Source organism: Massilia cavernae, assembly GCF_003590855.1.
Classification (GTDB): domain Bacteria; phylum Pseudomonadota; class Gammaproteobacteria; order Burkholderiales; family Burkholderiaceae_D; genus Telluria_A; species Telluria_A cavernae.
In genome coordinates this window covers 67,936-79,275 of record NZ_QYUP01000121.1, presented here as the reverse complement: position 1 = coordinate 79,275, position 11,340 = coordinate 67,936, and the positions used below count along the sequence as shown (strand labels likewise).

Here is an 11,340-nt window from a genome sequence, read left to right as displayed (position 1 = left end):
GGTCGGCGACGCTTCCAGGCCGCGCTTGCAGATGGTTTCAAATTGTTCCGGGTCGTAGGCGATGCCGCCGCCAGTGCCGCCCATCGTGAACGAAGGACGGATGATGGTCGGGAAGCCCAGTTCGCGCTGCACGCCCCACGCCTCATCCATCGAGTGCGCCACGCCCGAGCGTGCCGAACCGAGGCCGATCCTGGTCATCGCTTCCTTGAACTTGGAGCGGTCTTCGGCCTTGTCGATGGCTTCCGGCGTCGCGCCGATCAGCTCCACCTTGTACTGTTCCAGCACGCCGTGGCGGTGCAGGTCGAGCGCGCAGTTCAGCGCGGTCTGGCCGCCCATGGTCGGCAGGATCGCGTCAGGACGCTCCTTGGCGATGATGCGCTCGACGACTTTCCAGGTGATCGGCTCGATGTAGGTGACATCCGCCATTTCCGGATCGGTCATGATGGTCGCCGGATTGCTGTTGACCAGGATGACCTTGTAGCCCTCCTCGCGCAGCGCCTTGCACGCCTGCGCGCCGGAATAGTCGAATTCGCATGCCTGGCCGATGATGATCGGACCGGCGCCAATGATCAGAATGCTTTTGACGTCGGTACGCTTAGGCATGTTTGTGGGACTCCATCAAATGAATGAATCGATCGAACAGGTAAGCGATATCCTGCGGACCGGGTGATGCCTCCGGGTGGCCCTGGAAACTGAACGCCGGCTTGTCGGTGCGGGCCAAGCCCTGCAACGAGCCGTCGAACAGCGAAACATGCGTGACGCGGCAGTTGTCCGGCAAGGACACAGGGTCAACGGCGAAGCCGTGGTTTTGCGAGGTGATCAGTACTTGCCCGGTATCGACATCCTGCACCGGATGGTTGGCGCCATGGTGGCCGAACTTCATCTTTAGCGTCTTCGCGCCTGATGCCAGGGCCATGATCTGGTGCCCGAGGCAAATACCGAAGGTCGGAATTCCGCGCTCGATCAATTCCTCCGTCGCCGCGATGGCGTATTCGCACGGTTGTGGATCGCCGGGGCCATTCGACAGGAAGATGCCGTCAGGCTTGAGATCCAGCACTTCCGAGGCAGGCGTTTGTGCCGGCATTACGGTGAGCTGGCAGCCGCGTTCCGCCAGCATGCGCAGGATATTGCGCTTGACGCCATAATCGAAAACGACCACATGAAACTTGGGCCACGTTTGCTCCCCATAGCCCTCGCCAAGCTTCCACTCTGCTTCGCTCCAGGCGTATGGCCTTGCGGTCGATACTGCGTTGGCCAGATCCAGGCCGGCCAGGCCGGGAAAGGACCGCGCGAGTTCGAGAGCTGTCGCGGACCGGTCGTCTTGCACCAGAATGGCGCCGTTCAGGGCCCCCTTCTCGCGAATGACGCGGGTGAGCTTGCGCGTATCGATATTGGCAATACCGACAATATCCTGTTGCTTCAAGTAATCCGACAGCGTTTGCGTGGAACGGAAGTTCGATGCCAGCAACGGCAGGTCCCTGATGATCAGGCCGGCGGCATGGACCCTGCATGCCTCGACGTCTTCCAGGTTAACACCGGTATTGCCGATATGCGGATAGGTCAGCGCGACAATCTGCTTGCTGTAGCTGGGGTCGGTCAGTATCTCCTGGTAACCGGTCATCGCAGTATTGAATACGACTTCTCCTGCCGTATGTCCGACCGCGCCGATGGAGATGCCATGAAAAATCGAACCGTCCTCCAGCGCAAGGATGGCATGCGGCTCCGTGCTGAACAACCGTTTGGGGCGGGACATCATAAAGTCTCCTCGTCAGTCCTACGTTGGTTGGCAGGCGTGCGCTCAAGAGGCGGTTGCGGTCCGTCGGGCCCTCCCAAGCAGCGATTTACGATTGGCCGTCTTCGCATGCGCGGTGCCAGTCGCGCTATGCGTGACGGCTTGCGGAGCGTGAATCATTTTGAGCGCCGACGGCGCCGCAGCAGGTTTCTGGTCGGCCAGCTTGAATACGCTGACAACCTGTCCCAGGTTTCTCGCCTGATCCTCCAGCGATTCGGCCGCCGCCGCAGCTTGCTCGACCAGCGTCGCGTTTTGCTGCGTCATCTGATCCATTTGGCTCACGGCCTGGTTCACCTGTTCAATTCCGGCACTCTGTTCCTGGCTGGCGGACGCGATCTCGCCCATGATGTCGGTGACGCGTTTAACGCTGGCGACAATTTCCTCCATCGTGGCCCCGGCCTGATCTACCAGCCTGGCGCCCACGTCGACTTTTTCCACCGAGTCGCCAATCAGCATTTTTATCTCTTTCGCAGCAGCGGCGGAACGCTGCGCAAGATTCCTGACTTCGGAAGCAACGACGGCAAATCCACGCCCCTGTTCGCCGGCGCGTGCCGCTTCGACTGCCGCATTCAATGCGAGGATATTGGTCTGGAACGCAATGCCGTCGATGACGCCGATGATGTCGACGACCTTCTTGGCGGATTCGTTGATCGATTTCATTGTGTCCACCACTTCCGATACCACGGAGCCGCCCTTGACTGCCACTTCGGATGCGGAGAGTGCCAATTGATTGGCCTGGCGAGCGTTGTCGCCATTTTGCTTGACCGTCCCGGTCAATTGTTCCATCGAGGAAGCGGTTTCCTCCAGCGAACTGGCCTGTTCTTCCGTACGGGACGACAGATCGAGATTGCCAGAAGCAATCTGGCTGGAGGCGGTGCCGATCGTGTCGGTAGCTGTGCGCACGTTGTGAACGATGTTCGACAAACTGGAATTCATGTCTTTCAACGCCTGCAGCAGTTGTCCGAATTCATTCGTGGACGGCACATCGATGTGGCCGGAAAGATCGCCTTTGGCTACCCGGCGCGCTATTTCAATGGATTGATTCAATGGCGCCGTAATACCACGAACCAGCAGAGTGCCAACCGCAGCGGCGAGCAGGGCGCCTAGCACAAGCACGCCTATCATGAGGTAGCCTGTATCTTTGATGTTCGCGTTGACTGCCGCGCCGCCGGTCTGTGCCCGCTTTTCCAGGAAGTCTGACAATGTGCGCAAAGCCACATCCGATTTTCGGTAAGTTGGGTTGATCACCCGAATAAGAACCAGCTGGGCATCGTTCCACTTGCCTGCCTGAACTGCCTCACTGGCTGCGGCAATGCCATCGACGCCAAGTCTGCCGCTCTTGGTGTACCAATCATCGGCCAGTTGTTTTTCTTCCGGCGATCTGATATTGGCGACGTATTGCGTCCATACCTGGTTGATCTCGCTGTTCGTTTCGGAAATGATCTTGGAGTGAATCGATGTCGGATGATCGTGAAGTTTCGACCATTCCATTACAGGATTATGCTGAAGTGTCTGCAGGATCTGGCTGCGATTGACCTCCATCCTGAACCTGACTTTTTCGATCATGGCGACCGCTTTTACATCTTTGAGCGAGATGTTCTTCAGCTGATCCGCCGTGTTATTTACGCTGTATATTCCCATGCTGCCGATGGCCAGCAAAAGCGCGGTGAGAAAACCTAACGCCAGAATAATGAGCGTTTTGATCCTGATAATCCTGAGCATATTTACCTCCCATGGAAAACTCCAGTCGTTCCGATTCTGCATCCTGAGTCAACCAAGCACTACCTATTAGTTCTGACAGGTTGTACCAGGGCGATCGCTCCGGGACGGTAGGTCGCCATGTCGATCCGGGAGACGGGCGCGCAGGCATCGCGCTCGGCATCTTGTCGGCGATAATCCAGGGGGGAGGTGAGGTCTTGCTTGGCAAGCCCAATGGCAGATCGGGCGCTGCCAGACAAGAAGCTCGGCAAGCCTTGAAATCAGTCGTTGCCATCCCAACATGGCTGCAATCCGTTTAACCCATTTAGTTTCATATGAGGAAAAATATGGCAATCGCCGAAAAAGAGACCCTTGGATTCCAGGCAGAAGTTAAACAACTGCTGCAACTGATGATTCACTCCCTGTACTCGAACAAGGAGATTTTCCTGCGCGAACTGATTTCGAACGCGTCCGACGCGTCCGACAAGCTGCGCTTCGAGGCGATCAACAACGACGCCCTGTACGGCAACGACCACGAACTGAAGATCAAGGTCACCTTCGACAAGGCCGCGCGCACCATCACCATTTCCGACAACGGCATCGGCATGAGCCGCGACGAAGTGATTTCCCACCTCGGCACCATCGCCAAGTCGGGCACCAAGGAGTTCTTCGGCAAGCTGTCCGGCGACCAGCAGGCCGACGCGGCCCTGATCGGCCAGTTCGGCGTCGGCTTCTACTCGGGCTTCATCGTGGCCGACAAGATCACCGTCGAAACCCGCCGCGCCGGCGTGTACGCCAATGAAGGCGTGCGCTGGGAGTCGTCCGGCGAGGGCGACTACAGCGTCGAGGCGATCGAAAAGCCGTCGCGCGGCACCGACATCATCCTGCACCTGCGCGCCGGCGAGGAAGAGCTGCTGTCGTCGTGGAAGCTCAAGTCCATCATCCGCAAGTACTCCGACCACATCTCGCTGCCGATTTTGATGCAGAAGGACGAGTGGGACGCGGAAAAGAACGAAACGGTGATGAAGGACGAATTCGAAACCGTCAACCAGGCCAGCGCCCTGTGGGCCCGCAACAAGGCCGACATCACCGCGGAGCAGTACAACGAGTTCTACAAGCACGTCTCGCACGACTTCCAGGACCCGCTGACCCTGACCCACAATCGGGTCGAAGGCCGCAGCGAGTACACCCAGCTGCTGTACGTGCCAAGCCATGCGCCGTTCGACCTGTGGGACCGCAACAAGCGCGGCGGCATCAAGCTGTACGTCAAGCGCGTGTTCATCATGGACGACGCCGAGCAGCTGATGCCGGCCTACCTGCGCTTCATCAAGGGCGTGATCGACTCCAACGACCTGCCGCTGAACGTCTCGCGCGAGATCCTGCAGGAGTCGCGCGACGTCAAGGTGATCCGCGAAGGCTCGACCAAGCGCGTGCTCGGCATGCTGGAAGAACTGGCGAACTCCGACGAGCAGGACAAGAAGGACAAGTACGCCACCGTCTGGACCGAGTTCGGCCAGGTGCTGAAAGAGGGTATCGGCGAGGACGCGACCAACAAGGACCGCATCGCCAAGCTGCTGCGCTTCGCCTCGACGGCGAACGACAGCAGCGACCAGTCCGTGTCGATCGACCAGTACATCGGCCGCATGAAGGAAGGCCAGGACAAGGTCTACTACGTCACCGGCGAATCGTACACCGCGGCGAAGAACAGCCCGCATCTCGAGATCTTCCGCAAGAAGGGCATCGAAGTGCTGCTGCTGACCGACCGCGTGGACGAATGGATGCTGTCCTTCCTGACCGAGTTCGAAGGCAAGGAACTGGTGTCGGTGGCCAAGGGCGGGCTTGACCTGGGCGGCCTCGAGGACGAAGCCGAGAAGAAGGAACACGCAGAAACCGAGACCTCGTACAAGGAGCTGGTCGAGAAGATGAAGGCGGCGCTGGGCGACAAGGCCAAGGACGTGCGCGTCACCTTCCGCCTGACCGACTCGCCGGCCTGCCTGGTGGCGGACGAACATGAACTGTCCGGCAACCTGCTGCGCATGCTGAAGGCCGCCGGCCAGAACGCGCCGGAGTCGAAGCCTATCCTCGAGATCAACCCGAACCACCCGCTGGTGACGCGTTTGAAGTACGAGAACGCCGAAGGCAGCCAGTTCGCGGACTGGTCGCACATCCTGTTCGACCAGGCGCTGCTGGCCGAAGGCGGATCGCTGGCCGATCCGGCGTCGTTCGTCAAGCGCCTGAACGAGATGCTGCTGGCGAAGTAAAGTCTGGAATGGCGTCCTTCCCGTAACCCGGGAAGGGCGTTTTTAGAACTGGCTCGTCGCGTTACGGCGTGCCGATCTGGCCGCAGAACTCCTCGAGCATCGTCTCGCCCTCAGGCCACTCCCCATATCCGCTGGCGCCATTGATATGGCCCGCATCCTTGATCTCCACCAGCCTGCTGCCCCACGCCGCGGCGAACGCCCGCGCGCGTTCAATGGTCACGTATTCGTCGTTCGAACTGGCCACCATTAAAGTAGGGAAGGGCAGCCGCTCCATCGGCATCGGCTGGAACCCGGTCGCCTCGACCGGATAGGACGGCGCGTCGACATCGCTTGGCGCCACCAGGAAAGCGCCGGCGATCGTCAACGGCGAGCCGCAGGCAGCCCACTTGGCCACCGCCACGCAGGCCAGGCTCTGCGGGCGCGCTGCCATTCCGGATGCCGGCGTTGCCACAGCGTTTGCCAGTGCTGCGGCCCTGAATTCCACAGGCCCGCCAGCATTCCATCCTGCCTCCGCTGGTTTGGTCGTTATACGTCGCTTTACTTTTACGGCCAAACCAGCGCGCCAGCCCCTCACGCGAATTATCAGAAGGTGGTAGGGAGACGTACCGTGAGCGATACGTCCGGCGTATCGCGGGTGACGCCGGCGCCGACCGATACGTTCAGGCTCCGCTTGTCGCTCAGGCGGTAGGAGTAGGCCACCAGCAGCGTGCCCAGCTGGGTGCGCACCGAGCCGGGAACGGTGAGGCCATTCTGCTTCATGCGGCCTACCGAACTGTGGTCGTAGCCGATGCTGACCGAGGCCTTGTCGTTGAGCGCCAGGCCCATGCCGAAGTTAAAACCGACCACGCCGCCAGGGGCCAGTTTGCCCAGCCGTTCCTTTTCGCCGTTCAGCACCGTGCGGCTGACGTCGGCGCGCTTGAAATTGTGGGTGTAGCTCACGGTACCGAAGAAGATCGCCGGGTCGGACGGGAACAGCCACGTCACCGAGGGCTGCATGGAATAGAAGCCGGAGCCGGTCGGCAGGTCGAGCGGCAGGCCGGTGCCGGTGGCGTTCTGGCCCAGGCAGCGGGTCTGGCAGTCGGTCACTACCTCGAACGGGTCGCGCCCGGTGCGGCTCTTGAAGCGCCAGCCGGCCAGGTAGTAGGCCTTGTCGGCGCCGCCGTCGTTCAACTGGTGGCGCGCGGCGATTTCGATGTCGCCCAGGCCGCGTCCGCTGGTGGCGAACACCCGTTCAAGCGCGGTGCCGGTAAACAGTTCGCGGCTGACGGTGGAGTCGGATCGGTACACGTAGGGCGCCCGTATTTCGACTTCGGTGCGGTTGCTGACGCCGGTGCGTAAGGCCAGCGAGCCGGTCATCGTGTTGCGCTTGACTTCGCGTACGTCGATCAGGCCGATCAGGAGGGCGGGAATGATGGTGTAGCCCACCAGCGCGACCCGGTTGTTGGAGGCGTAGCCGTACTGCAGCGACGGCTCGAGGATGTATTTTCCCTGCTGCGTCAGGATGCCCGGCTGTTCGAACAGCGGCGCCACCTCGGGCGGCCGGGTGTCCTTGCGTGGGGGCTGGCCGACCGGCTGGTCTTTCTGGGCCACGGCTGGCCGCGCCGGCGGCGGCGCCGATCTTGACTCCTGCGCCGCGGGGACCTGCGCCGATGCCGGTGCGGCGCCAGTTCCTGTTCCTGCCTGGCCGGCGCCGCGCTCCTGCGCCAGCGCTTCCTCGCCCGCGCCGCGCACCTGTTCCAGCTCCGCCGACAGCCGTTCGATCAGCACCCGCTGCTCGTCAAGCTGTGCCCGCAGCTTTTCCAGCTGGGCCGTCAGCGCCTGGGGCGGCGCCGCGACCTGTGCTTGGCTTGCGGAGACAACCAGGGCGGCGGAAAGTCCGGCACAGCTCAAACGCCAGGCGGGGGATCGATGCATCGTTTGTCTCCTTGTGAAGCGTCACAGGGTGCCGATGGACTTCAGTGCGGCGTCGCGAACGCTTTGGTTGAAGTTGAGGTCCTTGAGCAGCGAAGTGCTGTTTACGGTAGAGCTTATCACTGTCTCGCTGCGAATTACCTGGTCGCTCAATGTATTTTGTATAAAGGTGCCGGCGATCCCGTCGCCGCTGAACATGTTACCGGCGCCGTTCTGGATCAGAGTGGTCGCCGCCAGCGCCTCCTGTGCCTTCATCGCCTCGCTGGCGCTGACGGCGCGGACGTCGGCGATCTGGATCGAGGTGCGCGCAACGACCGCGCCGTTGATGCTGACCAGGCGCTCGATGCCAAGCGAGAGTTCGAGGCCGCTGGGTGTTGTAAATCCGCCGCGGGTCTCCTCCAGCTGCTCGGCGGATACCGGTTCCCATCCCGGATCGGATGCGAGTGCAGGCGCGAACGCTAACAGTAGCGCCGCGCCAATCAGACTCGGATGTGTGGCCATGGTATTCCCCTAAAATTCTCCCGGCCCGAAACGCGGCAGCGTTGCCACATCCAGGCCTGTCCTGTTGAGTGGATCGTCGAGGCGGGCGATCGGCGCCGAGCGCCAGTCCGCCTCGCCGTTAAACGCGGGCATGCCCTTGTAGCCGTGAATGACGAACAGCAGCTTGTTTTTCCAGATTTCGTGGAAGCGCGCGATCGGCATGACGCGCGTGCCGCTGGAAGGATCGCCCAGCAAAATGCGGCCGTCGGCCGTACCCTTGATGACGACGAAGTGGTTGTAGCCCTTGTCCGAGATGAGCACGATCGCCGGCAGCTTGGCCTCGAACAGCTTCGCGAGCGGAAGCTGGAAGCCGTCGCCGCGCAGTCCGTGCGAGGCCAGGAATTTCTGCATGTCGAGCAGCGAGAAGCCCTGGGTGCGGATCTTGGCCTTGTCGCCGTCGCGGAACATCTGTTCGAAAACCGCCTGTTCGGTGACAGGGCGGTTGTAGTGATAGGTCATCAGCGTGGCGACCGCGGCCGAGCCGCAACTGAAGTCGAACTGCTGGCGCGTGGTCGTGGCCATGCGCGCCTGCTTGATGGAGGTCAGCGGAATCTTGACCTGAAGGCTGCCGACGCCGAATTCGATGGCCTGGGCTGGCGCTGCCAGGGCCAGCGTCAGCAGGGCCGGATAAACTGTGGAGGGCATCATCATCTGAGTTGCAGGTTGACGACAGTGGCGTTCTGGATCAGGACGTTGGCTCCGCTGTTCTGTATGACCATGGGAATGCCACTCATGTTGGCGAAGGAGCCGGAATCGATCGTGTTGTTACCGGTCACCACGTTGATTGCGGTATTGTTGGTGACCACGCCACTCAGGTCGGCTTTGTTATTTACGGTGGACACGTTCGAATCGCCGCCGCGCTCCTCGTCGAGGCGGGTTTCGGGTTCGGCCCTGGCGGCCCGTGCGACAGCATCGTCCGCTGGCGCGGGTGCCTTTGCCGGTGCGGGTGCGGCAGCTTCGCCTTGCATGGGCTCTGGTCCGGGGCCGGCGAAAGTGCCCCCGGGCGCGCCCAGTGCCAGCGCCAGCAGCGCCGCAACTGTGTTCGATGTTTTCATCATGGCTCCCGTCAGATGCGCGCGCCGCCCGTGGACGGCGCGCTTAGGGCGGCGCAGCGCGAACGCTGCGCCGCCGGCCTTGTTACTGGCCTACTGCAAGATTGGACTGCACGTTAACGCTTTGCTGGATCAGCGACGCGAAGCCGCTGTTCTGGCTCACCTGCATGATCCCGGCAGCCGACTGGGCGGTGCCAGTCATGGTGTTCGACATGTCGAAGCTGCCTGCATTCACACTGTTGTTACCGCCCGCGCCGCCGTCGCCGTTACCGCCGTTACCGCCGGTGCCGTCGCCTCCGGTGTTGGTGCCGCCATTGCCGCCGTCACCGCCGGTGTTGTCTCCGCCGCCGTCGCCGCCAGCACCGCCGTCACCGCTGTCAGCATCGCCGCCAATTGGCGAGCCGTTGGACGCATCGCCGTTGGCGGCATCGCCGCCGCGTGCGCCAGCGCCGCCAGTATTGGAGGCGCTGCCGGATTGACCACCGTTTCCGCCATTGCCGCCTTCAGCGCCGTCGCCGCCGGCCGAGCTGCCTGCACCGCCGGCTGCGCCTCTGCCGCCTGCGCCGCCCGTTGAATCAGCGCCATCGCCTGAGGTACTTGCTACCCCAGCGCCAGCACCTCCATTGCCGCTGGTACCGCCTTCGCCGGATGCTCCGTTACCTGCGTTGGCGGTGCTCGCTGCGCCGCGGCCGCCGGTCCCGCCAGCTCCACCCTCAGCACCTGCGCCGCCGTCGCCGGTGTCGGCTGCGCCGGAAGTCGCTGCGGCATCGCCGCCCGTGGCTGCGCCACCTTCGGTTTGGCCACCGCCGGCACTGGTAGTGCCGCCGGTGTTGTCATGGCCGCGGATTTTCGTGCTGGCGTCGCTGTCACTGCCGTTGGTTTTGCCGGAGTAGGTTCCATTCGATGCGGAGGCATCGGTGCTGCCGATCTTGCCGCTCTTGCCGCCGTCGCCGCCATCGCCGCCGCCGCCGGCGTAACCGCCGTCGCCGCCGCTAGTCTTGCCGGTGCTGCCGCCGTCGCCGCCTTCGGCGCGACCTACCTTGCCGCTGTCGCCACCGTTGCCGCCTTTGGCATAGCTGTCGCCGCCATCGCCGCCGGAACTCTTGCCGCCGTAACCGCCGTCGCCACCTGCGCCTCCGGTACCGCTGCCGCTGCGGCCGCCATCGCCGCCGTTGCCGCCGTCTGCGCCGCGGCCGCCGTTGCCTGTAGTGGCATCAGTTGCCCGGCCGCCTTTACCGCCGTCGCCGCCGTAGGCATCGCCGACCTCAGCCGTGCCATTGGTGGCGTTGCCGCCACTTGCATAGCCGCCTTTCGAGCCCTTGCCGCCATCGCCGCCGTAAGCTGCGGCGCCGTCGCCACCATTGCCCTTTGCATCACCGCCATAGCCCTTGGCGCCGTCGCCGCCGTAACCTTTACCGCCGTTGGCATCGCCTGAATTCTTGGCCACGTTGCCGATATGGTGGATGTCGTTGCCGCTCACCGTACCGTTGAGCTTGCTGGTCGCAGTCGCGGAAGACTTGTTGAAGGCATTCGCCACGTTCGACGTGGCCGTTGCGCCATTGTTGGCGGCAGCTGCGCCCGCTCCGTCGGCATCGGCATCACCATCGCCGTTGTTCTGGTTGCTGTTGTCGGTATTGCCCTGGTTGCTGTTGTTGTCGTTGTTTTGGTTGGAATTATTATTCTGGTTGGCAGTCGAGCCCTGTGCCGCCGATGCGCCCCCGCCGCCCTGGGCTGCGGAGTTCGTCGCAGTCTGGTTATTAATACCGATGGCTCCGGACCCGGTCGTGTTGGTTGGATCGGCTGCATATGCGCTCATGGAAAATGTGAGTGCGATTGCGGCCGCAATAGATGTCTTGTTCATGAAAAGCCCCTCCCGTGGTTGAGTGTCTGAGTAGCTCGCCTTAAGCGACCGAGCAATGGTTCCTTTAGCAAGGAAGGTGCCAGCCACGAAAGCACGGCTAACTCTTTGATTTTTCACAAGCCAGACCAAGCTAATACAACATTTGCCCCGATTCGATTACCAGACGGCTATTCTGTTGCCAAGGACTGTCTCAAAACTGAGACGAAATTGTGTCGCAACTGTCCG

At 62.2% G+C, this 11,340-nt stretch carries 10 protein-coding genes; 1 reads left to right on the top strand and 9 read right to left on the bottom strand.

The annotated features are described in order from the left end of the window. The 3 genes from D3872_RS15350 to D3872_RS15340 form a co-directional block, all read right to left on the bottom strand. Nucleotides 1–603: carbamoyl phosphate synthase preATP-grasp domain-containing protein (locus D3872_RS15350; RefSeq protein WP_441295145.1), on the bottom strand; the 603-nt coding region annotated here is incomplete at its 3' end. After that, entirely contained in the window at nt 596–1,753 is a 1,158-nt protein-coding gene (gene carA, locus D3872_RS15345) for a glutamine-hydrolyzing carbamoyl-phosphate synthase small subunit (protein ID WP_119811619.1), read from the bottom strand. The genes carA and D3872_RS15350, both read right to left, overlap by 8 nt. A gap of 45 nt (nt 1,754–1,798) precedes the next feature. Continuing rightward, nucleotides 1,799–3,514 (bottom strand): methyl-accepting chemotaxis protein, encoded by a 1,716-nt coding sequence (locus D3872_RS15340; protein ID WP_119811615.1) that lies wholly within the window; start codon nt 3,512–3,514, stop codon nt 1,799–1,801. 323 nt (nt 3,515–3,837) lie between these two features. On the opposite strand from D3872_RS15340, the gene htpG reads away from it, so the two are divergent. Then, complete coding sequence (htpG, locus tag D3872_RS15335; RefSeq protein ID WP_119811614.1) at nt 3,838–5,751, top strand: molecular chaperone HtpG; 1,914 nt, start codon at nt 3,838–3,840, stop codon at nt 5,749–5,751. Between the two features lie 61 nt (nt 5,752–5,812). On the opposite strand, the gene D3872_RS15330 is transcribed toward htpG, so the two are convergent. The 6 genes from D3872_RS15330 to D3872_RS25710 form a co-directional block, all read right to left on the bottom strand. Continuing rightward, entirely contained in the window at nt 5,813–6,181 is a 369-nt protein-coding gene (locus D3872_RS15330; protein WP_307719435.1) for an RBBP9/YdeN family alpha/beta hydrolase, read from the bottom strand. A gap of 152 nt (nt 6,182–6,333) precedes the next feature. Continuing rightward, nucleotides 6,334–7,665 carry an acetate kinase gene (locus D3872_RS15325; RefSeq protein WP_119811613.1) on the bottom strand — a complete coding sequence of 444 codons (1,332 nt, stop codon included), beginning with the start codon at nt 7,663–7,665 and terminating at the stop codon, nt 6,334–6,336. A gap of 21 nt (nt 7,666–7,686) precedes the next feature. Next, the gene (locus tag D3872_RS15320) at nt 7,687–8,163 is read right to left on the bottom strand and encodes a hypothetical protein (RefSeq protein WP_119811612.1); all 477 of its coding nucleotides are present in this window, start codon (nt 8,161–8,163) and stop codon (nt 7,687–7,689) included. Nucleotides 8,164–8,172: 9 nt separating this feature from the next. Continuing rightward, complete coding sequence (locus D3872_RS15315) at nt 8,173–8,853, bottom strand: C39 family peptidase (RefSeq protein WP_119811611.1); 681 nt, start codon at nt 8,851–8,853, stop codon at nt 8,173–8,175. Next, nucleotides 8,850–9,257, bottom strand: coding sequence for a hypothetical protein (locus D3872_RS26570; protein WP_229459344.1), 408 nt, complete (start codon nt 9,255–9,257; stop codon nt 8,850–8,852). The genes D3872_RS15315 and D3872_RS26570 overlap by 4 nt, the downstream gene beginning before the upstream one ends. Nucleotides 9,258–9,339: 82 nt before the next feature. Beyond that, on the bottom strand, nt 9,340–11,115 hold the full coding sequence (locus tag D3872_RS25710; RefSeq protein WP_182915817.1) for a hypothetical protein: 1,776 nt from the start codon (nt 11,113–11,115) through the stop codon (nt 9,340–9,342). Nucleotides 11,116–11,340: the final 225 nt, after the last annotated feature.

Coding starts and splice junctions, on each gene's coding strand:
- D3872_RS25710 (WP_182915817.1), bottom strand. CDS start 11,115: ATGAACAAGACATCTATTGCGGCCGCAATCGCACTCACATTTTCCATG.
- D3872_RS15325 (WP_119811613.1), bottom strand. CDS start 7,665: ATGCATCGATCCCCCGCCTGGCGTTTGAGCTGTGCCGGACTTTCCGCC.
- D3872_RS15315 (WP_119811611.1), bottom strand. CDS start 8,853: ATGATGATGCCCTCCACAGTTTATCCGGCCCTGCTGACGCTGGCCCTG.
- htpG (WP_119811614.1), top strand. CDS start 3,838: ATGGCAATCGCCGAAAAAGAGACCCTTGGATTCCAGGCAGAAGTTAAA.
- D3872_RS15320 (WP_119811612.1), bottom strand. CDS start 8,163: ATGGCCACACATCCGAGTCTGATTGGCGCGGCGCTACTGTTAGCGTTC.
- D3872_RS15330 (WP_307719435.1), bottom strand. CDS start 6,181: ATGGCAGCGCGCCCGCAGAGCCTGGCCTGCGTGGCGGTGGCCAAGTGG.
- carA (WP_119811619.1), bottom strand. CDS start 1,753: ATGTCCCGCCCCAAACGGTTGTTCAGCACGGAGCCGCATGCCATCCTT.
- D3872_RS26570 (WP_229459344.1), bottom strand. CDS start 9,257: ATGAAAACATCGAACACAGTTGCGGCGCTGCTGGCGCTGGCACTGGGC.
- D3872_RS15340 (WP_119811615.1), bottom strand. CDS start 3,514: ATGCTCAGGATTATCAGGATCAAAACGCTCATTATTCTGGCGTTAGGT.